Genomic DNA, 24,551 nt, shown 5'->3' with positions numbered 1-24,551 from the left:
AACAAATAAATATAAAATAAAGAAACAGTAGATATAATTATTTTTAAGCTGAAGCAATACGTTGTGTTGCTTTCTTTTTATATAAAGTGACGACAGCAAAGATCAGCGTTCCGGTAACCACTAAACATGCTGAAATCACAAAACTGATCTCCTTCGACCCCGTTACATCCGAAATAAATCCGGTCAACGTTGGGGCGACAACCGCCGAGCTCATGCCAAAGAAATTAAAAAGGCTGAAAGCTCTTCCCAGACTTTTTGCCGAAGCCTGTTCAGATACAAAGGAGATCAGGATCGGGTCTACCGCCATTTTCCCCAGCAAGCCGTATAGCGTCAGGCTGACCATCAGCATCGTGGTATTCGGGGACAAAACCGTAAACGCCAACATTGCAGCCGCCACAATTTCCAGACCGAGAATAACCTTAACTTTACTGTTACGGAATTTATCTGACAGATGGCTAAAAAATAACGCTCCCGGTACGCCAACCACCGCTACCAGCGCTGATGCCAGCCCGATAGCTCCGCCATCAAATCCTCTTTCAGTCTGGAGATAAGAGGGCAGCCAGGTCACTATCAAATAATAACCGTAGCAGGTACAGAAATAGAGGAAGTAAACGCTACACAATAAACCAGAGAATAAAGGTGCGCGTTTCTCATCTTCCGTAACGGTTTGGGTTTGCTTTTCCGCTTGCGCAGAGTCGCTTTTGGCTTTACCGCGAATGATCAGCGTAAAGACGCACAGCATGATTACTAATATCGCGGCCACGATATACAGTACATTTTGCCAGGCCATGCTCATGTTTTTTACTAATACGCTGGAACCGATTAAGCCAATCCCCATCCCTATAGCCGACCCGCTGTTGATAATCGCGTTGGCTAATGCCCGACGGGCCTGCGGCACGTTTGCCGAAGAGAGTGAATAAGCCGAGCTAAAGAAAGAAGCGCATCCGCCACCTGCCATTAGCGACCCTATATAGATCATGGTCAGGCCATTGGCTTTCGCGATACAGAGTGTACCAATAATAAAAAGCGTAAATCCGGCCATCAGCATGATTTTTTGACCGAATTTATCGACCAATATTCCGCAAGGGATTTGCATACTGCAGTAAGCAAAAAAGTAAAAACTTGCAATGGCGCCTATTTCAGCATTACTTACATTGTCTAAAGATGCCTGAATTTCTGGATAAATTGGCGTAAGCACGGTGCGATAGATCCAAATCGCTACCCAGCCCAGACTCATTACGACAACAATTTGTTTCCAGTAATCAATCCCGGATTTTTTAGTTTCACTCATGTTCTTCACCTTTACAGAGTGTTCCTTGTGAACAGGTATCGCTGCAGCCGCAGCGATACACATAATTAGGACAATTTATGATTGGCCATTAATTCCAGCGCCTGTACCATTGCCGAATGATCAAGCTGGCTCCCGCCATTTGCCGCACAGGTATTGAATAATTCCTGGCAGGTCGCCGTATTCGGTAAATTCAGCGCCAGCGCTTTTGCGCTTTGCAATGCAAGATTAAGGTCTTTCTGATGAAGCGCGATTTTGAAACCAGGCTCGAACGTCCGGTTGATCATCCGCTCGCCGTGAACTTCCAGAATGCGTGAAGAGGCGAACCCGCCCATTAACGCCTGGCGCACGCGTACCGGATCGGCGCCTGCTTTTGAAGCAAACACTAAGGCTTCAGAAACCGCTTCAATATTCAGCGCAACAATAATTTGGTTAGCCACCTTACAGGTTTGCCCATCCCCATTGCCGCCCACCAGGGTGATATTTTTTCCCAGGATGTCAAAGAGCGGTTTAACGCGGTCAAAGACTTTCTGCTCGCCGCCGACCATAATCGACAGAGTGCCTTCACGCGCCCCGATTTCTCCCCCGGAAACCGGGGCATCCAGGTAATCAGCGCCCATTTCATTAACGCGCTGGGCAAAACGTTTGGTTTCGATAGGAGAAATAGAACTCATATCGACGATGGTTTTTCCTTGAAGCGATGTTTTAGCGCAACCGTGTTCGCCAAATAACACCTCTTCAACCTGCGGCGTATCCGGCACCATTATGAAGATAATGTCTGCAAATTCAGTTACCTGACGTGCAGTCTCAACATTTACCGCCCCCAGCGAGAGCAGTTCGTCCGCGACCGGACCAATAGTCGTAACGTGTAATTGATGACCGGCGCGTGCCAAATTGATAGCCATTGGCGAGCCCATAATTCCCAGGCCAATAAATCCCAGTTTCATATACAACCTCTTTTATTGCTTTCGGTGTTTCCAGATTCAGGCAACACAATCCCCTTCCAACACAGTGGAAAAAAAAGCGCTGCCCGAATTATTCTGCGTTTTAACGGTACTGATTAATCCACGATAATCCCGCTTCCGTGGTAGTCAGTGGTTTATATTCACAGCCAACCCAGCCATCATAACCAGACTGTTTAATGACATTAAAAATAAAGTCATAATTAATTTCCCCGGTCCCCGGCTCGCCGCGACGCGGGTTATCAGCAATCTGTAAATGGCCTATTTTATCGGCCCATGCCGTCATGGTTTGCGTTAATTCCCCTTCCATGCGTTGCATGTGATAAATATCATACTGAATTTTGATATTATCACTGCCGATATCCTTAATTAATGCTAACGCCTGTTGAGTGCCGGTGAGATGGAATCCCGGCATATCAAAGTGATTAATAGGTTCGATAAGTAATAAAATGTCTTCTTTCGCCAGCATATTTGCCGCATAGCGCAGGTTTTCGACCAACGTGTCGTGGATCTCCGTTGCGGAGAATCCTGACGGCGTTTTACCCACCAGACAATTTATTTTCTTATTGCCTAACGCACGTGCATAGCGGATTGCGGCCGCTACGCCATCGCGAAACTCTTCTTCGCGCCCAGGAATACAGGCAATTCCACGTTCGCCAGCCGCCCAGTCGCCAGCCGGTAAATTATGTAACGTATGTTCCAGATTATTATCCCTGAGCTTACGTTTTAACACTTCGATGTCGTTATCGTAGGGAAACATGAATTCCACGCCGCGAAATCCCGACAACGCCGCTTTATCAAAGCGTTCCAGGAAATCATATTCCGTAAACAGCATAGAAAGATTGGCAGAGAAACGTAACATCGATTACCTCCCTTACTCATATTTCATAAAACAGGTTTCTGTTGGCGCATCTTTCGCACTATCCGCAACCTCTTCAAACTCGGTTACGTTATCCAGTTCGCTGCCCATGGAAATATTGGTTACGCGTTCCAGAATGACTTCCACCACCACCGGAACGCGATATTGCGCCATTAGCGCTTTGGCTTGTTCAAATGCAGGCGCAATATCTTCCGGTTTAAAGACACGAATGGCTTTACAGCCTAACCCTTCCGCCACTTTTACATGGTCAACGCCATAGCCATTCACTTCGCTGGAGTTGATATTTTCAAAGGCGAGCTGTACGCAGTAGTCCATGTCAAATGCGCGTTGCGACTGGCGAATCAGACCAAGATAAGCGTTGTTAACCAGCACATGGATATACGGAATGTTAAACTGCGCGCCGACGGCTAACTCTTCAATCAGGAACTGGAAGTCGAAATCGCCGGAAATCGCCACCACATTGCGTTGCGGATCGGCAGCACATACCCCTAATGCCGCCGGGATTGTCCAGCCAAGAGGTCCCGCCTGGCCGCAGTTGATCCAGTGTCTGTCTTTAAACACATGCAGCATCTGCGCTGCCGCGATTTGCGACAATCCAATGGTGGTGACATAGCACACATCGCGACCAAAGGCTTTGTTCATCTCTTCATAGACGCGCTGCGGCTTCACTGGTACGTTGTCAAAGTGGGTTTTACGCAGCAAAGTCCGTTTACGCTGCTGGCATTCGTCCACCCAAGTCTTCCGGCATGGCAAACGCCCCGCTTTTTGCATCTCCTGCGCGACATCGATCAGCAACGTTAGCGCCGCTTTGGCGTCAGAAACGATGCCCAGATCCGGGCACAACACGCGGCCAATTTGCGTCGGTTCAATATCGATATGGATGATTTTTCGACCCTGAGTATATTTCTCAACGGACCCCGTATGACGGTTGGCGAAACGGTTACCGATGCCAAAAACCATATCGGATGCCAGCAGAGTGGCGTTGCCGTAGCGGTGCGCCGTTTGCAGGCCGACCATCCCCGCCATTAAGGGGTGATCGTCCGGGATACAGCCCCAGCCCATCAGGGTAGGGATCACCGGTACGCTGGTCAGTTCGGCAAACTGCTGCAGCAGTGGCGCGGCGTCGGCGTTAATAACCCCGCCGCCCGCGACAATTACCGGACGCTCGGACTGAATCAGCATCTCCAGCGCCTTTTCAATCTGTACGCGGCTGGCGGCTGGCTTATATACCGGCAACGGCTCATACATATCCGGATCGAATTCGATCTCCGCAACCTGGACATCAAACGGTAAATCAACCAGCACAGGACCTGGGCGGCCTGAGCGCATCAGATGAAAAGCCTGCTGTAATACGCGCGGCACCAGCGCCGCCTCACGAACCGTCACTGCCATCTTGCTGACTGGTTTTGCAATCGCTTCAATATCGACTGCCTGGAAATCTTCCTTGTGCAGACGCGCTCGTGGCGCCTGACCGGTAATGCATAAAATCGGGATAGAGTCGGCAGAAGCGGAATAGAGCGCGGTGATCATGTCGGTTCCCGCCGGGCCGGAAGTGCCCAGGCAGACCCCAATATTACCTGCCGCCGCACGTGTGTAGCCCTCAGCCATATGCGAGGCGCCTTCCACATGACGCGCCAGTATATGGCGAATGCCTCCATGCTTACGCATTGCAGAATAGAAGGGGTTGATTGCAGCCCCAGGAACGCCGAATGCTGTGGTGATACCTTCTTTTTCCAGCACATACATTGCCGCATCCACGGCTCTCATTTTTGCCATTTTATTGCTACCTCTTTTTATTGGAAAAAGTTTCCAACTTTTAAAAATTTTAAAAAAGTCCCGCTCCAGCGAGCGGGATGCGGCTCAGGCTACAGGGGGTTTTAGCCCAAGCGCCGTACTGATGTCTTTCGCGGTATCCCGTACCAGTTCACCCTGGCTGATAAAGCGATCTTCCGTCAGCCGGGAAGCCGGTCCCGATATTGAGATAGCGGCGACCACGCTGCCCGCATCGTCATAGATAGCGGAGGCGATACAATTCAGCCCGACAACATGTTCTTCCTGGTCGACGGTGTAGCCCTGTTCACGCGCCTGCTCCAGATTTTTAAGCAGGATAGGTAAATCCACCAGAGTGGTCGGCGTAAACCGCCGCAAACCGGTATTGACGACGATCCCCACCAGCTCTTCTTCGGTGAGCGGGTAAAGCAGCGCTTTTCCGGCGCCGGAAGCATGTAACGGCAGACGACTCCCTAAGGGCGCGCACATTCTGACCATCGATTTGCACTCCTTTTGACCGATTAACACCGCTTCATTACCGTTGCGAATCGCTACGTTGACCGTCTCGCCAGAAAGCAGCATAAGTCGGTGCATAAAGGGTCCGGCCACCGAGAGGACATCGCGATTATGAATATACGCAGAGCCCACATTAAATACGCCTAAACCAATATGCCACCAGCCAAGCTGGCTATCCTGGTACACAAAATCAGCCGCTTGCAGTACCTTTAACAGGCGAAACGTCGTAGAAAGCGGTAAATCCAGGCTGCCGGAAATATCGCTAACTGATGAACTGCCGCCGCTTCTTTCGAGATATTGCAATATCGCTATGCCCCTCTCCAGCGCCTGAGCGCCTTTCTGCGCAGTCGGCTCTGCCTGTCCTGGCCTGCCGCGTCGTCTTACTTCCGTCATATTTACGTTAACTCCGGCCCAAAATATGAGCATAAACAATGAACAATATGTTCATCTTATGCAAGAAGGCCAATAGCGTCACGCAAAACAGAGTTCATGTGTCGGGATACTTTCAACATCACAGTTATCGCTGCCGCCGCGATCCACCGTCAGAAAATCGGTAACCGTCTGCCACGCAAACAGCGGGTGATGCCATACATTACGGTGATAATTGACGCCCTGCCGTCCATTGCTAATAAACGCCCGCAGCGTGGAGAGATCGGGTTTATCATCGCCGAGCGCGACAATAACGACAAAAGCCTCGCCGTTCATCGGCACAAACGCCTGCGTACCTAAAGGATGACGTTCCAGTTCATGTACCACAATAGGCATCGCGGCCGGTTGCGCCCTGTTAATACTGATCAGCGTGCGATCCTGCTCCAGAACTTCAACCTTCGCCAGGTCGTGATATCGCTCAACTAACCCGTTGTTTATATGAAAAAAGTCACGTTCCTGCGTCTCAATAACATCGCCATAAGCGCTGAACGTCTTCTGATCTAACGGTAATACCTCAAGTTTCATTATTTTTCCCTTGTAGCTCGATTCCGTTTAACCGCGGTTTGGACTCTGTCCGGTTTCAATACCATGCAATCTAAAACCTTCGGGATTTAACATCAACATAAAAGTTGGAATATTTTTCCAAAAGTAGATTTAGACCACAAATCAAACATGGCTATTATGTAAAACTACTTAAAAATCATAGGAAAACAATTCTGGTTTTATCAGGATCGTAAGGAGGCGTCTGACGATGTTTGACCCGGAAACACTGCGTACCTTTATCAGCGTTGCCGAAACGGGGAGTTTCTCCAAAGCGGCGGAGCGCCTGTGTAAAACCACGGCAACCATTAGCTACCGCATCAAACTGCTGGAGGAAAATACCGGAGTAGGGCTGTTCTTTCGCACAACGCGAAGCGTCTCGTTGACGGCGGCGGGCTCTCACCTTCTCTCTCAGGCAAAAGACTGGCTTGCGTGGCTGGATAGCATGCCTGACGAGCTACGCCAGGTTAACGACGGCGTAGAGCGTCAGGTCAATATTGTGGTGAATAACCTGCTCTATAGCCCGCAAGCGGTCGCCAGTCTCTTATCGTGGCTTAATGCGCGTTACCCTTTCACTCAGTTTCACTTTTCCCGGCAAATTTATATGGGCGTCTGGGATTCGCTCCTGTATGAAGGTTTTTCGCTGGCGATTGGCGTAACTGGCACTGAGCCGTTGGCTAATACCTTTATGCTCGACCCTTTAGGTTCCGTACAATGGCGTTTTGTGATGTCTGCGGATCATCCTTTAGCTCACGTCAGCGGGCCTCTAACAGAAGCGCAGTTGCGCCGTTTCCCGGCAATTAATATCGAAGACAGCGCGCGTACGCTGACCAAACGGGTAGCCTGGCGCCTTCCGGGGCAGAAGGAAATTATCGTGCCTGATATGGAAACCAAAATCGCCGCTCATCTGGCAGGCGTCGGTATCGGTTTTGTCCCGCAGCCGCTCTGTCAAACGCTGATCGACAAAAACGAACTGGTGAGCTGTACTATCCCTACGATGCGTCCCCCCTCACCGTTAAGCCTCGCCTGGCATAAATTTGGCGGAGGCAAAGCGGTAGAAGACATTGTGAAATTATTTACCCAACGGCAACCCGAAATAGCCGGTTTTTTATCCATTTTCAACACGGTACGCTGTTAAAAATCAAGCCACTTTGCGAATTGGCGCGTAAAATAGCGCAAAGGATGATTTAAGGTTACGTTTTACGTTATGCAAGACAGACAAAAAGCACAGGACTATCGCGCGCTCCTCCTTGCCGATACGCCTTTAATTGATGTACGCGCGCCGATTGAGTTTGAACAGGGCGCCATGCCGGGCGCTATCAACCTGCCATTGATGATGGATGACGAGCGAGCCGCCGTCGGCACCTGCTACAAACGTCAGGGCGCGGATGCGGCGTTAGCGCTGGGGCATCGGCTGGTTTGCGGCGACATTCGCCAGCAGCGGCTTGAGGCCTGGAAAGCCGCGTATCAACGTTTCCCCAACGGGTATCTGTGCTGCGCGCGCGGCGGTCAGCGGTCACATATCGTACAACGTTGGCTGCAAGAAACAGGGATTGACTGCCCGCTTATTGAAGGCGGCTATAAAGCGCTGCGCCAGACAGCAATTCAGGCGACCTGGCAACTGGCGCAAAAACCGATACTTTTAATTGGCGGCTGTACGGGCAGCGGCAAAACGCAACTGGTGCGACAACAGCCCAACGGCGTGGATCTGGAAGGTCTCGCGCGTCATCGCGGCTCCTCTTTTGGCCGCACGCTGAAACCCCAGCTCAGCCAGGCCAGTTTTGAAAACAAACTTGCCGTTGAATTGCTGAAAATTAACGCGCGTCAGACGCTAAAAAGGTGGGTACTGGAAGATGAAGGGCGAACGATCGGCGCCAACCATCTGCCTGAGTGTTTACGCGAAAGAATGGCGCAGGCCCCCATTGCGGTAGTGGAAGATCCGTTTGCGCTTCGTCTGGAACGACTGCGTGAAGAGTATTTCATCCGTATGCATCACGACTTCACCCACGCCTACGGCGATGAAGCCGGTTGGCAGGCGTATAGTGAATATCTTCATCATGGACTGTTCGCTATTCGCCGCCGTCTGGGGTTGCAACGCTTTGCCGAACTGACGGACACGCTGGATAGGGCGCTGGCGGAGCAATTATCCAGCGGCAGCACCGACGGCCATATGGCATGGCTGGTTCCGCTACTTAACGAATATTACGACCCAATGTATCGCTATCAACTGGAGAAAAAAGCCGCGAATATCGTTTTTCGCGGCCCATGGCAAGAGGTTGCCAACTGGCTAAAAGCGCAATAGCTTACTTTTATTGCCGGCTGACGCCGGCTTAGTGTCTGTCGCGCTTGTCGGCACGTTTTGCCAGCCAGTCGCCCAGCATCTGAACGACCTGAACCAGCACAATCAACGCCACCACGGTAACAACCATCACTTCGGTTTCGTAACGGTAGTAGCCATAGCGAATCGCCAGGTCGCCTACCCCGCCGCCGCCGACAATCCCGGCCATCGCCGAGTAGCCGATTAAGCTTACCAATGTAATCGTCAGGCCGCGCAGCAGCCCTGCGCTGGCTTCCGGCAACAGTACGGTACAGATAATACGCATCGGACTAGCGCCGAATGCCAGCGCCGCCTCAATAATCCCTTTATCGACTTCACGGAGCGCGCTATCTACCAGGCGTGCATAAAACGCGATTGCGGCCACCGACAGCGGGACGGAGGCTGCAATCGGGCCAATGGTATTGCCCAGCAAAAGCTGCGTTAGCGGCAGTAACAGCACCAGTAAAATAACAAATGGCACCGAGCGGATAATATTCACCAGAACCGAGGCGACGAGATAAATAAAACGGTTCTGCCAGAACAGATGACGATCGGTGACAAAAATCAGAAAACCGAGCGGTAGACCGCCAAGAATCGCCAGCACCGTTGAAATACTCAACATCTGGAAAGTTTCATTGAACGCCAGCGTTAAATCCGGCAATAAATCATCCACGGATCACCTCCACCTGTGCGGTACGTTGACGGATATGCTCCACGGCGGCGGCCACCGCCGTTGGATTATGCGGCGCGGTTAATTGCACCACCAGAATGCCCAACGCGCGTTCGCCGATATACTCAATCTTGCCATGCAGGATATTGACCGCGACGCCAAACTTGATCGCCACCTCTGACAGTACCGGCTGCTCCGCCGAATCGCCGATAAACAAAATTTTCAGCAACTGCCCGGGCAGGTGTTCCCGTAAACGTTCCGGCAGGGTCAAATTAAGGGTATGAGACACCAGTTGCTGTGTGAAAGCGTGTTGCGGGTGGGCAAACACATCAAACACCTCGCCCGATTCCACAACCTTACCGCCCGACATCACCGCCACGCGATCGCAAATAGATTTGATCACGTTCATTTCATGGGTGATCAGTACAATAGTAATCCCGAGCTGTGCGTTGATCTGTCTGAGCAGGGCCAGAATCGTGGCGGAAGTTTCCAGATCCAGCGCGGAAGTCGGTTCATCACACAGCAAAACATCCGGATGGTTAGCGATGGCGCGGGCTATCCCCACCCGCTGTTTTTGCCCGCCGCTGAGCTGTACCGGGAAACGGTTCGCTTTATCGGCAAGGCCCACCAGCGTTAAAATTTCCGCCACCCGCGGCGCGATTTTGCTGCGTTCCCAGCCAGCCGCTTTCAGGCTAAACGCCACGTTTTGCGCCACTGTCCGGGTATGCATTAAGTTAAAATGCTGGAAAATCATACCAATACGCTGCCGCGCCTGGCGTAACGCTTTTCCGTCCAGCGCCGAAATTTCCACGCCGTTGACGTTGACGCGCCCCTGGCTGGGACGCGTTAAGGCGTTCAGGGTACGCAGCAGAGTGCTTTTTCCTGCGCCGCTGGTACCGACAATGCCAAAAATCTCGCCCGCGGCGATATGCAGGCTCACATCATCCACCGCGCGCGTGGGGGTACCGCGACCGGCGGTAAAATCGACGCAGACTTTTTCTATTTCAATCATATTCACCTCAGAAATTGGGGATGGCCACCGCTGCGATCAGGGGGTCGCGGTCATCCATTCCGGTTTCTGGAAGGCGTTATAAATATTCTTTGGATCGTCGATGACCGCGCGATAAGCCGGCGATTTCACCGCCTCGACAATATCTTTGGCAAACGGCTTATCGGCATCTTCACTGCGTACCGCAATGATATTTTTCAGATTCTCATCCAGGTGTTCCTGCTTAATCGCGCTGGAGAGATCGAGTCCTGCCGCCACCGCAAAGTTCCCGTTAACCAGCGCGCCGGTCACGCCATCCAGCGTGCGTGGTAGCTGTGCGGCTTCCAGCGGTTTGAAAACCAGTCCTTTTGGATTGCTGGCGATATCTCGTTCAGAGGCTTTGGTCGGATCGATATTGTCCTTAATCGTGATCAGCCCCAACGATTGCAGGAAGCGAAGGCCGCGCGCCAGGTTAGTCGGATCGTTGGAGAGGGTAATAATGTCCCCTTTTTTAAGCGCATCCAGACTGTTGATTTTACGTGAATAGAAGCCCATCCCGGCGGTCGGTACCACAATAAGTTTGCTGAGCTTCAGCCCTTTGTCAGCGGTGAATTTGTCAAAATAGAGGGTATGTTGAAAGAGGTTGGCGTCAATGCTGCCGTTAGCTAACGCCATATTGGGCTGGACATAGTCGCTAAACTCGCGCACCACGACCTTATACCCTTTTTCTTTTAATGTCGGCGCAATCGCCTGCTTCACCATGTCGCCATACGGCCCTGGCGCGACGCCAAATACGATCGTTTGCGGGGAACCATCGGCATGGGCAAACTGTAATCCGCAGGCCAGTAATAGCGTGCTGGCCGCAATGCGTAAACTCTGACGCAATCCCATAATTTCTCCATTTTAAATAGTGTGATGCTGTGCCGGATGCCGTTCATGCGGCATCGTCTGTTTTGGCCCAAACGAAAGGCTATTTCTTAACATGACACAGATCACAGCCTGCTGTCCTTGAAATTATTTCATGATGTTTCCTGGTGTGTCGTTAAATGTACGAGGCAGGCGCTCAGGCGTGTGTCAGGCGGGAATAGCGTAGAGGGAAATGCCGGATAAGAGGTCTTAACGCCAACATCCGGCAGAGGAAAACGCTTTAGAAATCGTAACGCAGACGCACCAGGTTCATATCGCCCAGATTGTCAGTGCTGGAGGTGAAAACATGTTCATAATCAACGCGGAAACCATAATCCAGTTGGAAGGTGATCCCCACGCCGTTATCGGTGCGCAGATAGTCGCGGCCATTCACATATTCAATGCGGTCGCCCATAAAGTACGGTTGAATAGCTTTCACGGCATACTGACCAATCGGGAAAGCGTAACCGACAAAATATTCCAGACCCCACGCATCGCCGGCAAAGTAATCATTCACAGACACTTTTTTGGTCGTCATAAAGTTCTGATACCAACCGCCGCCTGCGGCGATAGTCCAGTTTTCCGGCGTCCAGCTTAACGCGGTACCGACAATATTTTGATCGTAAGTTTTATTGCCGTTGCCGCGCATCTCCGCACGGGTATAGTTCCATGCCGTCCCCCAGGTCAGATCGTCGGTGAGATGGTAATCCGCGCCTAAAGAACCGCCGCCTTTACGCTTGTAATTCAGGCCGTTATTGGCATTATAATCGTCGCTGAACAGATAAGATGCGTAGAGATCGACATTGCCAATGCTTTTCTTATACTTCAAGGACTTACGCGTGCGATAAGAACCATCGTAGTCGCCGTTAATCCCGTTGCCCGGCGCCTGACCTATCATGTCGTAATCCCAGATATCGGTTTTTACGCCCACCACATCGTAATAAATGCTGTTCTGTTGACCGAAGGTCAGCGTTCCCCACGTCGCGCTCTTGAAGCCGGTATACAGCATACGGCGAGTGGTATCAGTCGCGCCCTTCGCATAATGATTATCCCAGTCAAATACCGCAGGGATATTGACGCCCAGCTCGTAATAGCTAATCCAACTGATATCATCAAACAGATAGTAATCCGCGGCGAAGCGGAAACGCGTCCCGCCATCAAAACCATTACGTTTATAACCGTTCGCGCCGTCATTGCCGGTCATATTCTGGAACTGCGGACGAATACTCCCGCCAACGGTGAAATTGAGTCGGCTGAGTGGATTACCCGCCTGGGGATCTTGTTTTAAAACGGTGATTTCCGCCTGAGTGGCGAAAGGCATGAAAGCCACTGCCACGCCGATCGATGCCGCCAACGCTGTTATTTTAATTGTCATTATATTTTCCTTGATAGATAGCCAATCCAAATCATTTAGCAGGCAAATAATAACTGTTATAAAACCTTACGTGTTGTGTATTTTTTAATGATTTGTGCTACTAAAAATCAAGGAGTTATCAATTTGTGCGACTAAAAAAGTACGCGCCGTTTTAAAAACCGGCGCGAAATTATTCACATCATGAATCATTCGCTAAACTGTCGGAATAGCGCTTTGCCTTTCAGCAAACGAACGCCAAGCCAGCCGCCGCATACGGAAAGCAGCAGCGCGCCGCAAAACGGCAGTGCGCCCCATAAACGCCAGTCCGGCTCCCAGGGGAAATCAAAAACGTTGATTTGTAAGATCGCCAGCGCCGTTTCCGCGCCAATCGCGGCGACCAGCCCGGCAACTAACCCCAGCATGGCGAATTCGCACCAGAGTGTGGTACGCAACAGTTTCTTTCCGGCTCCTAACGTGCGCCACACCACCAGCTCCTGATGGCGCTGACGCATCCCGACCTGTACCTGGGCCAGTAATAGCAACATGCCGCAGAGGGTGACTAGCACAACCATCACCTCCAGCGCCCGACTGACCTGCTCCAGCACCTGTCCCACCTGTTTCAGGATCGCCCCGATATCTAACAGGCTGACGGTAGGAAACTCGCGGTTAAGCTGCGTTAACATGCCGTTGCCATTCTCCCAGCGAAAACTGGTCAGCCAGCTTTGTGGTTGCCCGTCCAGCGCCCCGGAAGGAAAAATGAAGAAAAAGTTGGGCCGCAGGCTTTCCCAGTCCACTTGACGCAAGCTGGTGACTTTAGCGCTAAATGCCTGGGTATCGCCCATAAAGGTTACGCTATCGCCGAGTTTGACGTTCAGCCGCTTCGCCAGCCCCTCCTCCATAGAGACTTCGCCCGATTTTGGCGGCCAGTGACCGGCGACCAGCGGATTATGCGCCGGGCGCGTATCCTGCCAGGTCAAATTCAGTTCACGGTTGAGCGACTCATCCTGCTGACCTTCCGTCGGATTACCGTTTATCTTCGTTAACCGCGCCCGCACAATCGGATAAAACGTCTGCGGGATCACCTGATGTTCCGCCAAAAAGGCTTTCAGCGGCGCAACCTGTTCTGAAGCAATATTGATAAGGAAATAGTTCGGGCTTTCCGGCGGGAGCTGCTGTTGCCAGCGATCAAGGAGGTCGCCGCGCAGCACCAGCAAGAGCGCCAGCAGCATAAACGAAAGCGAAAACGCCGAAAGCTGACTCAACGTTGACCACGGCTGACGCAGAAGTCGGCTGACGGCCAGACGCAGCGGTAGCGACGTCAACGTCATGCCGCGCAGCACGTTAAGCAGCATCCAGCCCACCAGACCGCACAGCAGCGCCAGTATCACGGCGCCCGCCAGAACCGCCCACAACAGCATACTTCCGCCCATCAATCCGGCGAGCAGCGCCACCACGACGGCGCAGGCGACAGGCAAATAAATTTTTAACGGCCAGACGCGAGCGACAACATCGCGGCGCAGCACCCGTAGCGGCTGGGTCGCCAGCAACAATCGATAAGGCCGTAAACCGACCAGCAGAGAGATGACCGTCATCGCGCCCAGCGCCCACAGCCAGGGCCACAGGCTGGCGGGCGGCAAATCGGCGGGCAGTACCGGTTTTAGCAGCACCAGCAATATGTTTTCAAACAGTAATCCAATCGCGCCTCCCGTGACGGCGGAAAGCCCCAGCACCATCAACCACTGTCCGATAATAAGTTTACGCAACTGGGCCCGGCCCGCGCCCAACGTTTTTAAAATCGCCACCAGATCGTAGCGGCTACGGCAGTAATGGCTCATCGCCACCGCGACGGCAGCTACCGCCAGCAGTAGCGTTAATAACGCCGAAAGCAGCAAAAACTGCTGCGAACGTTCGAGCGATTTCCCCAATGCCCCGTCATCCTGCTCCAGTCCATACCAGCGATGTTCCGGTTTAAGCTGCGGTAACAGCCAGCTTTCATAGCCAGCAAGCTGTTGCGGCGTTCCGCCGAATTTATACCGCCACATCACGCGGCTCCCCGGCTGTATCGCACCGGTTTTTGCCACATCGGCCATATTCATCATCAGACGCGGCGCCATCTGAAAAGGGTTAAATCCGGAATCCGGCTCCTGCACCACTTCACCGGCAATACGCAAGGTCACGTCGCCGACATCAATGGTATCGCCCGTTTTCAAATTAAGCAGCGCCATCAGACGCGGCGCCAGCAGTACGCTACCCGGCTGCGGTTTCACTCCGTCAGGACGGGTTTGCAATTCGCCGTACATCGGATAAACGCTATCTACCGCCTTCACGCTGGCCAGTTGCGGCGTATCGCCGGCAAACGTCATGGTCGCAAAGGTTAACTGCTCGCCCATGTTAAGGCCGCGTTTACGCGCCTCTTCAAGCCAGGCTTTCGGTACCTCCCGCGAACTTTGCAGCGTCCGATCGCCTGCCATAAACTCGCGGCTTTGCTGACTTAACCCTTTTTCCATCCGGTCGCTGATACTGCCGAGCGCCAGTACGCAGGCCACCGCCAGACTCAACGCCAGCCAGACAATAATCAGCGACGGCGAGCGCCATTCGCGCCAGAACCAGCGAGCTATCATGCCTCCTCCTGTAACTGACCGTTGACCAACCGCAGCCGCCGGTCGCAGCGCGCCGCCAGCGCCGGGTCGTGCGTCACCAGAATCAGCGTGGTGCCGTGTTCGCGGTTAAGCGAAAATAGCAGGTCGGCGATTTTATCTCCGGTCTGACGGTCAAGGTTGCCCGTCGGCTCATCGGCAAACAGCACATCAGGACGCCCGTTAAACGCGCGCGCCAGCGCTACACGCTGCTGTTCGCCGCCGGAAAGCTGTGCCGGAAGGTGGTCAAGCCGTTTTCCCAGTCCCAGTTGTTCGAGCAGCGCTTTCGCCCCCGCCTTACTCTGACCGCTGTTTTCACCGCGTAGCAGGGCCGGTAGCTCAACGTTTTCCAGCGCGTTAAGCGTAGGAATAAGCATGAAGGATTGAAAAACAAAACCGACATGCTGAGCGCGAAGCTGCGCCCGCGCCTCTTCGTCCATCTGGTGAAGCGGTTTCCCGACCAGACTGACCTCTCCGCTACTGCCGTCATCCAGTCCGGCGAGAATCGCCAGCAGCGTAGATTTTCCCGATCCTGATTCGCCAATCAGCGCAATGGTTTCGCCGCGTTTGACAACCAGTTCAACTCCGGTAAGGATGGAAAGCTCATGCTCACCCTGACCGACGGACTTCCTGAGACGATGAACTTCAACACTGTTTTCCGCTGGCATTTGCCCTTCCTGTTTTTGATCCTGTTAACTTTCCGTGCCGCCGCCGCAGACACCTTATTAATTCTGGGCGATAGCCTCAGCGCCGGTTACCGTATGGCCGCCAGCGCGGCATGGCCGTCGCTCCTTAATGATAAATGGCAAAACAAAACGTCGGTCGTTAATGCCAGTATAAGCGGAGATACCTCGCAGCAGGGACTGGCGCGTTTGCCGGCGCTGTTGCAACAGCATCACCCGCGCTGGGTAGTGGTGGAACTTGGCGGCAACGATGGCCTACGCGGTTTTGCGCCTGCACAAACCGAACAGACGCTACGTAAAATCATTCAGACGGTGAAAGCCGCCGATGCCCGACCGTTACTGATGCAAATTCATCTGCCCGCTAACTACGGTCGCCGTTATAATGAATCCTTTAGCGCCATTTATCCTAAGCTCGCCAAAGAGTTCGATATTCCTCTGTTACCGTTTTTTATGGAAGAGGTATATCTGAAACCGCAGTGGATGCAGGATGACGGCATTCATCCCAACCGCGACGCCCAGCCGTTTATTGCCGACTGGATGGCGAAGCAGTTGACCCCTTTTCTCTCCTGAATAATTCGAGTTGCATGAAGGCGGCACGTAAGAGAATTTCCAGGAGCATAGATACCTATGTGACTGGAGTAAACGAACGCACAGGCAACTTGAAGTATGACGGATATAGTTAACCACGACTCTTAAATCAACGGAGATCCTGACAGGTAAAGTTATGCAAAAATCGGTCTTAATAACAGGATGTTCCAGCGGAATCGGTCTGGACAGCGCGCTTGAGCTTAAACGCCAGGGCTTTCAAATCCTGGCGGGCTGCCGCAAACCTGATGATGTCGCCCGGATGAACAGTATGGGATTTACCGGCGTGTTGATCGATCTCGACTCCCCTGAAAGCGTGGATCGTGCCGCCGATGAAGTGATCGCCCTGACCGATAATCGTCTGTATGGGATCTTTAACAATGCCGGCTACGGCGTGTATGGCCCCCTTTCTACCATCAGCCGTGAGCAGATGGAGCAACAGTTTTCCAGTAATTTTTTCGGCGCGCATCAGCTTACCATGCGCTTACTTCCCGCCATGTTGCCGCATGGCGAAGGACGCATTGTGATGACCTCATCGGTGATGGGGCTGATTTCCACCCCAGGGCGCGGCGCTTACGCCGCCAGCAAATATGCGCTCGAAGCCTGGTCTGACGCGCTACGTATGGAGCTACGGCACACAGGCATTAAAGTGAGCCTGATAGAACCGGGGCCGATTCGTACCCGTTTTACCGATAACGTTAACCAGACGCAGCGTGATAAACCGGTAGAAAATCCCGGCATCGCCGCACGTTTCACCCGCGATCCTGACGCGGTAGTAGCGAAAGTACGTCATGCTTTTGCAAGCGATAAACCCAGGCTGCGCTATCCCGTTACGCTGGTCACCTGGGCGGTGATGGCGCTGAAACGCATATTGCCGGGCCGGATGCTGGATAAAATTTTACAAAGCTGAGTTGAAGCGCGCCCGTCAGCCCCCATGTAAACGTGACACAGACAAAAGAGAGCGACGCCATGTCCGTACAGAACATTGTCAATATTAATGAATCCAACCTGCAGCAGACCTTAGAGCAGTCCATGACCACGCCGGTACTGTTCTATTTCTGGTCTGAACGCAGCCAACACTGTCTGCAATTAACGCCAGTGCTGGAAAGTCTGGCTGCTCAGTACCACGGTCAGTTTATTCTGGCAAAGCTGGACTGCGACGCCGAACAGATGATCGCCGCTCAGTTTGGTCTGCGCGCCATCCCGACTGTCTATCTGTTCCAGAATGGCCAACCGGTCGATGGTTTCCAGGGGCCGCAGCCGGAAGAGGCAATCCACGCTCTGCTGGATAAAGTACTGCCGCGTGAAGAAGAGCTAAAAGCGCAACAAGCGATGCAGTTAATGCAGGAGGGCAACTACATTGACGCGCTGCCGTTGCTCAAAGACGCCTGGCAGCTCTCTTCGCAGAACGGTGAGATTGGCCTGTTACTGGCGGAAGCGCAAATTGCGCTGAACCGCTCTGAAGAGGCCGAAGCGGTGTTAAAAACTATCCCGCTACAGGATCAGGATACCCGTTATCAGGGGCTGGTTGCGCAGATCGAACTGCTTAAACAGGCGGCGGATACGCCGGAAATTCAGCAACTTCAGCAGCAAGTCGCGGAGAATCCGCAGGATGCGGCTTTGGCAACGCAACTGGCGTTGCAGTTGCACCAGGTCGGACGTAATGAAGAAGCGCTGGAATTGCTGTTCAGCCATCTGAGAAAAGATCTTACCGCCGCCGAGGGACAGACGCGCAAAACCTTCCAGGAGATCCTTGCCGCGCTCGGCACCGGCGACGCGCTGGCGTCGAAATACCGCCGCCAGTTGTACGCGCTACTGTATTAATCCTCTCTTGCCTGATGGCGCGCTTATCTGGCCTACCTGTCGTCCTCAGGCCGGATAAGGCGCTTGCGCCATCATCCGGCCACTATCATGATTTCTTGAGCGGCATCACTACCAACTGATGACGCGAATTATAGAACTTCCGGTAGGTTAAATAGCAGGCAATGATGGTAGACAGGCTGGCTGTCGACAACAGCATAAACGTTACCATAATTTGATATTTAATCGCTTTTACCGGATCGATCCCGGCAAAAATCAGCCCGGACATCATCCCCGGCAGGCTCACCAGCCCAACGGTCTTTGCCGAGTCGATCGTCGGGATAAGCGATGCGCGGATGCTATCGCGGATAAGCCCGGCGGAAGCCATTTTCGGCGTTGCGCCCAAACTTAATTTTTCCTGGATTTGCTGCTGCTCGCTATGAAAACGCAGCCCCAGTTGGTTGTAGCACAGCCCTACCGCCACCATCGCATTGCCGGCAACCATGCCAGCGATGGGAATCACCTGCATCGGCGCAAATTCAATCGAACCGGTAAGCACCAGTACCGTCAGCGTTAGTCCGGCGCCGACGGTGATGGCGATAAACGAGGAGAGAAATGCCTTATCGATATATTTACTGCGCTTTTGCGCGTTCCAGGCGGCGTTAAAACAGATGAACAGCACCATCAGCAGCGTCAGGGCGGCATGATTAACGCCAAAGATGTATTTCAGTACATAGCCGACAATAATGAGCTGTATCACCGCCCGGTATACGCTCCACAGAATATCTTTTTCCAGCGCCAGCTTTTCCTTGTGACTGATGAGCATCGCGACCACCACCAGCAGCATCGATAACGCCAGCGAGGTATTGGTAATATTATGCTCGTTCATAACGCGCCTCCTGCATCTCTCCGGCAGATGGCGTTAACGTTATCACCTTATCCGCGTGTTGAATTTCATCTTTATCATGCGTTACCCACAAGACAGCGACCTGCTTATCGCGAACATAGCGATGAATAATATCATTCACATTCCGTTTGTTATGTTCATCCAGCGCGCTGGTTATTTCGTCGAGTAACAGTATTTTCGGCAGAAACTGTAGATTACGAATTAGAGCAATACGCTGTTTTTCCCCGCCGGAAAGCGCGGCAATCGGTTTTTGCAGAATCGTCTCCGGCAGTTCAAAACGCGCCAGATCGTCTGCGAAGGCTGTCGGCTGCGGGCGCTGATGACGAATTTGCCAGGGAAAAATCAGGTTATCGTAAACCGTATCGCCAAATAGCGCTGGCGTCTGAGCGCAATAAGAAACCTGCTGGCGATAGGCTTCCGGACTCAGAGTAGTAATATCCCGCCCCTCAAAAAGAATCACGCCGATATCAGGGCTTATTAACGAGGCCACCATTTTCAACAACGTACTTTTTCCGCAGCCAGAAGGACCGGTAATTAACTTAAATTCGCCGCGTTGCAGCGTAAAACTGATGTTATTCACTATTTTTGTCGTCGCAGTCCGGTAACCGACCTGCTTTAACTCAAGCAACATGCTACGTTCTGTCATTTATTGCGCATCCGTTGTTCATATTTTTATAGCGATAGTGTATCCCTGTAATTAATAAGGGGGGAACATGCTTTACTGAATCAGGTATAATTCGCTTAATTCGTCAGCAAAATCGGTTTATGGACAACGCAACAGGAGGTTTAGCTATGCTCATTCTTATCCCTATTCTCATTTTCGTCGCGCTGGTGATCGTCGGCGCGGGCGTCAAAATCGTTCCGCAGGGATACCAGTGGACGGTGGAGCGCTTTGGACGTTACACCAAAACCCTGCAGCCGGGATTAAGCCTTGTTGTACCGTTTATGGACAGAATTGGCCGCAAGATCAATATGATGGAGCAGGTGCTGGATATTCCGTCGCAGGAGGTGATCTCAAAAGATAACGCCAACGTCACTATCGATGCGGTCTGTTTTATTCAGGTTATCGATGCGCCGCGCGCCGCTTATGAAGTCAGTAACCTGGAACTGGCGATCATTAACCTGACCATGACCAATATCCGTACGGTGCTCGGTTCGATGGAGCTGGATGAAATGCTCTCCCAGCGCGACAGCATCAACACGCGGCTGCTGCATATTGTCGATGAAGCCACCAACCCGTGGGGAATTAAAGTTACCCGTATCGAAATTCGCGATGTCCGCCCGCCCGCGGAATTGATCTCCTCGATGAACGCCCAGATGAAAGCGGAACGTACCAAACGCGCCTATATCCTTGAGGCCGAAGGGGTACGTCAGGCGGAAATCCTGAAAGCCGAGGGGGAAAAACAGTCGCAGATTCTGAAAGCCGAAGGCGAACGTCAGTCCGCTTTCCTGCAGGCGGAAGCGCGCGAACGTTCCGCCGAAGCGGAAGCCCGCGCTACGCAGATGGTGTCTGAAGCCATCGCCGCCGGGGATATTCAGGCGATAAACTACTTCGTGGCGCAGAAATACACCGAAGCGTTACAGCAAATCGGCTCGGCGAATAACAGCAAAGTGGTCATGATGCCGCTGGATGCCAGCAGTCTGATGGGCGCTATCGCCGGGATCAGCGAGCTGGTTAAGGACAGCGCCAGCGAACGGAAAAAAGCATGATAGCGATGATTCTGGTACATCCGCATATCTTCTGGCTTAGCCTCGGCGGCCTGTTGTTGGCTGCGGAAATGCTCGGCGGTAACGGCTATTTGCTGTGGAGCGGCGTGGCGGCAGTGATTACCGGCTTAACCGTCTGGCTCTTACCGCTCGGCTGGGAATGGCAGGGCGTGCTGTTTGCGGCCTTAACGTTGCTGGCGGCCTGGCTTTGGTGGCGCTGGCTGGCGCGTCGCGTGCGGGAACAGAAGCCGGCCGACAGCCGCCTTAACCAACGCGGACAACAACTGGTAGGCCGCCGGTTTATGCTTGATGCCGCGTTAGTGAACGGACGGGGTCATATGCGTGTCGGCGACAGCTCGTGGCCGGTATGCGCTGACGAAGACCTGCGCGCAGGTACGCATGTCGAAGTGATCGCCGTGGAAGGCATCACCTTACGCATTCGCGCCGTTTAATCAACGTGGCTTTTGCGCCTTGTGATGACAGCAGCCGGAAAGATTATCAATAATCGGGCAGTCGGCGCTGTCATCGCCGGGACAACTCTCCGCCAGCGCCAGCAGTTGATCGCGCATTGATTGCAGCTCGCTGATATGGCGCTCGATCTCCGCGACCTTTTCCAGCGTCCGCTTTTTCACATCTGCGCTATGGCGTCGCGGATCGTTAAACAGATTGACCAGTTCGCCACACTCTTCCAGATTAAACCCCACCTGCCTCGCCTGTCGCAGCAACGTCAGCTCGTTTAAATGCTTCTGCGTGTAGGTGCGATAACCATTTTCGCTACGTAATGGCGGCGTCACCAGCCCTTTCTCTTCATAAAACCGAATGGCTTTGCTGGTTAAACCGGTTTTTTTCGCCACATCGCTAATATTCATATTTCCCCCTTGACCTTAACCTTGCTGGAAGGTTTAACCTTTATCACAGTGAGTCACTACGATTACTAAGGTCAATGAATTGATGACCAATCATAAAGGAGTTTTTACTATGTCTCAAACTATCGACCTGACCCTGGACGGTTTGTCCTGCGGTCATTGCGTTAAACGCGTGAAAGAAAGTCTTGAACAACGTCCGGATGTTGAGCTGGCGGACGTCACCGTAACCGAAGCGCACGTTACCGGTACCGCCAGTGCGGACTCGTTAATTGAAACCATCAAACAGGCCGGGTATGGCGCGACGTTAAGCCACCCAAAGGCTAAACCGCTGACGGAGTCATCAATCCCGTCGGAAGCACTGGCAGCGGTTCCTCATGAGCTTCCGGTAGCGACGGCCGATGAAGAAAGCCAACAGTTGCTGTTAAGCGGCATGAGCTGCGCCAGTTGTGTCACCCGCGTACAACATGCGCTACAAAGCGTACCGGGCGTCACGCAGGCACGGGTAAACCTGGCGGAACGCACTGCGCTGGTGATGGGCAGCGCGTCCGCCGCTGATTTAGTGCAGGCGGTGGAAAAAGCCGGCTACGGCGCAGAGGCGATTGAAGATGACATCAAACGCCGCGAGCGCCAGCAGGAAACCGCCATCGCCACCATGAAACGTTTTCGCTGGCAGGCCATCGTCGCTCTGGCGGTCGGTATACCGGTCATGGTCTGGGGGATGATCGGCGATAACATGATGGTGACCGGCGACAACCGCAGCCTGTGGCTGGCTATTGGCCTGATCACGCTTGCGGTGATGGTCTTTGCGGGCGGTCACTTTTACCGTAACGCGTGGAAAAGCCTGCTGAACGGCACAGCGACGATGGATACGCTGGTGGCGCTCGGCACCGGGGTCGCCTGGCTCTACTCCATGAGCGTCAACCTGTGGCCGCAGTGGTTCCCGATGGAAGCACGGCACCTCTATTACGAAGCCAGCGCGATGATTATCGGTCTGATTAATCTCGGACACATGCTGGAAGCGCGCGCCCGTCAGCGTTCCTCAAAAGCGCTGGAAAAATTACTCGATCTCACCCCGCCCACCGCACGCGTCGTGACAGAAGACGGCGAAAAAAGCGTCCCGCTGGCGGACGTTCAGCCAGGGATGCTGCTGCGGCTCACTACCGGCGATCGCGTGCCGGTGGATGGCGAAATTACCCAGGGCGAAGCGTGGCTTGATGAAGCCATGCTGACCGGCGAACCCATTCCGCAGCAAAAAGGCGAAGGCGACAGCGTTCATGCCGGCACCGTCGTCCAGGACGGCAGCGTCCTGTTCCGCGCCAGCGCGGTGGGCAGTCATACCACGCTGTCACGCATTATTCGCATGGTACGCCAGGCGCAGAGCAGTAAACCGGAAATTGGCCAACTGGCCGATAAAATCTCCGCGGTATTCGTTCCCGTCGTCGTGGCCATTGCGCTGTTCAGCGCCGCTATCTGGTATTTCTTCGGACCGGCGCCGCAAATTGTTTATACGCTGGTCATCGCCACCACCGTACTGATTATCGCCTGCCCTTGCGCATTAGGCCTGGCGACGCCAATGTCGATTATTTCCGGCGTAGGCCGCGCTGCCGAATTCGGCGTGCTGGTACGCGACGCCGATGCCCTGCAACGCGCCAGTACGCTGGATACCCTCGTTTTTGATAAAACCGGGACGCTGACGGAAGGCAAGCCGCAAGTGGTGGCGGTAAAAACCTTTAACGGCGTTGATGAAGCTCAGGCATTACGTCTGGCAGCCGCGCTCGAACAAGGCTCCAGCCACCCGCTGGCCCATGCGATTCTGGAAAAAGCCGGCGACGATAAACTGCCGCAGGTGAACGGTTTCAGAACGCTACGCGGACTGGGCGTCAGCGGTGAAGCGGAAGGTCATCAACTGCTTCTGGGGAACCAGGCGTTGCTGAACGAACAGCACGTCGCCACGGATGATATGACGGCAGAAATCACCGCGCAGGCCTCGCAAGGCTCGACTCCGGTCCTGCTGGCGATTGACGGTAAAGCGGCGGCGTTACTGGCGGTACGCGATCCATTGCGCAGCGATAGTATTGCCGCGCTTGAACGCCTGCACAACGCCGGATACCGTCTGGTAATGCTCACCGGGGATAACCCAACGACGGCTAACGCGATTGCCAAAGAAGCGGGCATTGATGAAGTGATTGCGGGCGTTCTGCCGGATGGCAAAGCCGATGCGATTAAACGTCTGCAAAGCCAGGGTCGTCAGGTTGCGATGGTCGGCGATGGTATCAACGATGCGCCCGCGCTGGCGCAGGCGGACGTCGGTATCGCGATGGGCGGCGGCAGCGATGTGGCGATTGAAACCGCGGCGATTACGCTGATGCGCCATAGTCTGATGGGCGTGGCGGATGCGCTGGCCATTTCGCGCGCGACGTTGCGCAATATGAAGCAAAACCTGCTTGGCGCATTTATCTACAACAGCATTGGTATCCCGGTGGCCGCCGGTATTCTGTGGCCGTTTACCGGTACCTTGTTAAACCCGGTAGTAGCGGGCGCGGCAATGGCGCTGTCTTCCATTACCGTCGTCAGCAATGCCAACCGGCTATTGCGCTTTAAACCGAAGGCGTAAAAACGCTATATCAGGCAGCATCAGCTGCCTGATATATTATTAAGCCATCAGTAATTTACCGTATCAATATATAAAAATTTAACCGCACATCCTATAGAAAAATAAAAATCAACATTTTATAATGTTTTTTTGA

23 protein-coding genes are annotated in these 24,551 nt (G+C 53.2%); 8 read left to right on the top strand and 15 right to left on the bottom strand.

Features of this window, described 5'->3' with window-relative positions; all coding sequences use genetic code 11:
• Positions 1-43: 43 nt before the first annotated feature.
• The 6 genes from NA986_RS11725 to allA form a co-directional block, all read right to left on the bottom strand.
• Entirely contained in the window at positions 44-1,291 is a 1,248-nt protein-coding gene (locus NA986_RS11725; protein WP_000005070.1) for an MFS transporter, read from the bottom strand.
• A gap of 65 nt (positions 1,292-1,356) precedes the next feature.
• Positions 1,357-2,235, bottom strand: coding sequence for a 2-hydroxy-3-oxopropionate reductase (gene glxR / locus NA986_RS11720; RefSeq protein ID WP_000765815.1), 879 nt, complete (start codon positions 2,233-2,235; stop codon positions 1,357-1,359).
• A 100-nt stretch (positions 2,236-2,335) separates the two neighbouring features.
• Positions 2,336-3,112 carry a hydroxypyruvate isomerase Gip gene (gene gip / locus NA986_RS11715; RefSeq protein WP_000943591.1) on the bottom strand — a complete coding sequence of 259 codons (777 nt, stop codon included), beginning with the start codon at positions 3,110-3,112 and terminating at the stop codon, positions 2,336-2,338.
• A 12-nt stretch (positions 3,113-3,124) separates the two neighbouring features.
• A complete protein-coding gene (gene gcl / locus NA986_RS11710) occupies positions 3,125-4,906 on the bottom strand; it encodes a glyoxylate carboligase (protein ID WP_001096868.1) in 1,782 nt (593 codons plus the stop codon).
• Between the two features lie 84 nt (positions 4,907-4,990).
• Positions 4,991-5,809: an HTH-type transcriptional repressor AllR gene (gene allR, locus NA986_RS11705; RefSeq protein WP_000141265.1), complete on the bottom strand. Its 819-nt coding sequence runs from the start codon at positions 5,807-5,809 to the stop codon at positions 4,991-4,993.
• A 78-nt stretch (positions 5,810-5,887) separates the two neighbouring features.
• Positions 5,888-6,370: an ureidoglycolate lyase gene (gene allA, locus NA986_RS11700; protein WP_000764659.1), complete on the bottom strand. Its 483-nt coding sequence runs from the start codon at positions 6,368-6,370 to the stop codon at positions 5,888-5,890.
• A 226-nt stretch (positions 6,371-6,596) separates the two neighbouring features.
• Here allA and allS point away from each other — a divergent pair, with 226 nt between their 5' ends.
• Together allS and mnmH are read left to right on the top strand one after the other, a co-directional pair.
• The gene (allS, locus tag NA986_RS11695; protein ID WP_000460169.1) at positions 6,597-7,523 is read left to right on the top strand and encodes an HTH-type transcriptional activator AllS; all 927 of its coding nucleotides are present in this window, start codon (positions 6,597-6,599) and stop codon (positions 7,521-7,523) included.
• A gap of 69 nt (positions 7,524-7,592) precedes the next feature.
• The gene (gene mnmH / locus NA986_RS11690; RefSeq protein ID WP_023216307.1) at positions 7,593-8,687 is read left to right on the top strand and encodes a tRNA 2-selenouridine(34) synthase MnmH; all 1,095 of its coding nucleotides are present in this window, start codon (positions 7,593-7,595) and stop codon (positions 8,685-8,687) included.
• 28 nt (positions 8,688-8,715) lie between these two features.
• On the opposite strand, the gene NA986_RS11685 is transcribed toward mnmH, so the two are convergent.
• From NA986_RS11685 to ybbA, 6 genes are all read right to left on the bottom strand, one after another.
• A complete protein-coding gene (locus NA986_RS11685; RefSeq protein WP_000342247.1) occupies positions 8,716-9,375 on the bottom strand; it encodes a methionine ABC transporter permease in 660 nt (219 codons plus the stop codon).
• Positions 9,368-10,384, bottom strand: a complete 1,017-nt coding sequence (gene sfbB, locus NA986_RS11680) for a virulence-associated ABC transporter ATP-binding protein SfbB (RefSeq protein WP_000569660.1) — start codon at positions 10,382-10,384, stop codon at positions 9,368-9,370. The genes NA986_RS11685 and sfbB overlap by 8 nt, the downstream gene beginning before the upstream one ends.
• A 36-nt stretch (positions 10,385-10,420) precedes the next feature.
• Complete coding sequence (locus NA986_RS11675; RefSeq protein WP_023216306.1) at positions 10,421-11,251, bottom strand: MetQ/NlpA family ABC transporter substrate-binding protein; 831 nt, start codon at positions 11,249-11,251, stop codon at positions 10,421-10,423.
• A gap of 256 nt (positions 11,252-11,507) precedes the next feature.
• Positions 11,508-12,641, bottom strand: a complete 1,134-nt coding sequence (locus tag NA986_RS11670) for a porin (protein ID WP_070793894.1) — start codon at positions 12,639-12,641, stop codon at positions 11,508-11,510.
• A 185-nt stretch (positions 12,642-12,826) separates the two neighbouring features.
• Entirely contained in the window at positions 12,827-15,241 is a 2,415-nt protein-coding gene (gene ybbP / locus NA986_RS11665; RefSeq protein ID WP_023216304.1) for a putative ABC transporter permease subunit YbbP, read from the bottom strand.
• A complete protein-coding gene (gene ybbA, locus NA986_RS11660) occupies positions 15,238-15,924 on the bottom strand; it encodes a putative ABC transporter ATP-binding protein YbbA (protein WP_001110598.1) in 687 nt (228 codons plus the stop codon). Before ybbA ends, ybbP begins: the two co-directional genes overlap by 4 nt.
• Here ybbA and tesA point away from each other — a divergent pair.
• The 3 genes from tesA to cnoX all read left to right on the top strand — a co-directional run bounded on the left by tesA (position 15,895) and on the right by cnoX (position 18,348).
• Positions 15,895-16,509 carry a multifunctional acyl-CoA thioesterase I/protease I/lysophospholipase L1 gene (tesA, locus tag NA986_RS11655; protein WP_023216303.1) on the top strand — a complete coding sequence of 205 codons (615 nt, stop codon included), beginning with the start codon at positions 15,895-15,897 and terminating at the stop codon, positions 16,507-16,509. The genes ybbA and tesA overlap by 30 nt on opposite strands.
• Positions 16,510-16,663: 154 nt before the next feature.
• Entirely contained in the window at positions 16,664-17,434 is a 771-nt protein-coding gene (locus NA986_RS11650) for an SDR family oxidoreductase (protein ID WP_001172802.1), read from the top strand.
• A 59-nt stretch (positions 17,435-17,493) separates the two neighbouring features.
• Complete coding sequence (gene cnoX, locus NA986_RS11645; RefSeq protein ID WP_023216302.1) at positions 17,494-18,348, top strand: chaperedoxin; 855 nt, start codon at positions 17,494-17,496, stop codon at positions 18,346-18,348.
• Positions 18,349-18,433: 85 nt separating this feature from the next.
• On the opposite strand, the gene fetB is transcribed toward cnoX, so the two are convergent.
• Together fetB and fetA are read right to left on the bottom strand one after the other, a co-directional pair.
• On the bottom strand, positions 18,434-19,213 hold the full coding sequence (gene fetB, locus NA986_RS11640) for an iron efflux ABC transporter permease subunit FetB (RefSeq protein ID WP_023216301.1): 780 nt from the start codon (positions 19,211-19,213) through the stop codon (positions 18,434-18,436).
• On the bottom strand, positions 19,200-19,877 hold the full coding sequence (fetA, locus tag NA986_RS11635) for an iron efflux ABC transporter ATP-binding subunit FetA (RefSeq protein ID WP_023137944.1): 678 nt from the start codon (positions 19,875-19,877) through the stop codon (positions 19,200-19,202). The genes fetB and fetA overlap by 14 nt, the downstream gene beginning before the upstream one ends.
• A gap of 146 nt (positions 19,878-20,023) precedes the next feature.
• Between fetA and NA986_RS11630 the strand changes: the two genes are divergently transcribed.
• Positions 20,024-20,941 (top strand): SPFH domain-containing protein, encoded by a 918-nt coding sequence (locus tag NA986_RS11630; RefSeq protein WP_000906146.1) that lies wholly within the window; start codon positions 20,024-20,026, stop codon positions 20,939-20,941.
• Positions 20,938-21,390 (top strand): NfeD family protein, encoded by a 453-nt coding sequence (locus tag NA986_RS11625; protein WP_000561172.1) that lies wholly within the window; start codon positions 20,938-20,940, stop codon positions 21,388-21,390. Before NA986_RS11630 ends, NA986_RS11625 begins: the two co-directional genes overlap by 4 nt.
• On the opposite strand, the gene cueR is transcribed toward NA986_RS11625, so the two are convergent.
• Positions 21,391-21,807 (bottom strand): Cu(I)-responsive transcriptional regulator, encoded by a 417-nt coding sequence (gene cueR / locus NA986_RS11620; RefSeq protein ID WP_001026760.1) that lies wholly within the window; start codon positions 21,805-21,807, stop codon positions 21,391-21,393.
• Between the two features lie 109 nt (positions 21,808-21,916).
• Here cueR and copA point away from each other — a divergent pair, with 109 nt between their 5' ends.
• On the top strand, positions 21,917-24,418 hold the full coding sequence (gene copA / locus NA986_RS11615; RefSeq protein WP_023137943.1) for a copper-exporting P-type ATPase CopA: 2,502 nt from the start codon (positions 21,917-21,919) through the stop codon (positions 24,416-24,418).
• Positions 24,419-24,551: the final 133 nt, after the last annotated feature.

It is taken from the genome of Salmonella sp. NW177 (genome assembly GCF_051811585.1).
In the GTDB taxonomy this organism is placed as follows: Bacteria; Pseudomonadota; Gammaproteobacteria; order Enterobacterales; family Enterobacteriaceae; genus Salmonella; species Salmonella enterica.
This window is presented reverse-complemented; position numbering and strand designations above follow the sequence as displayed.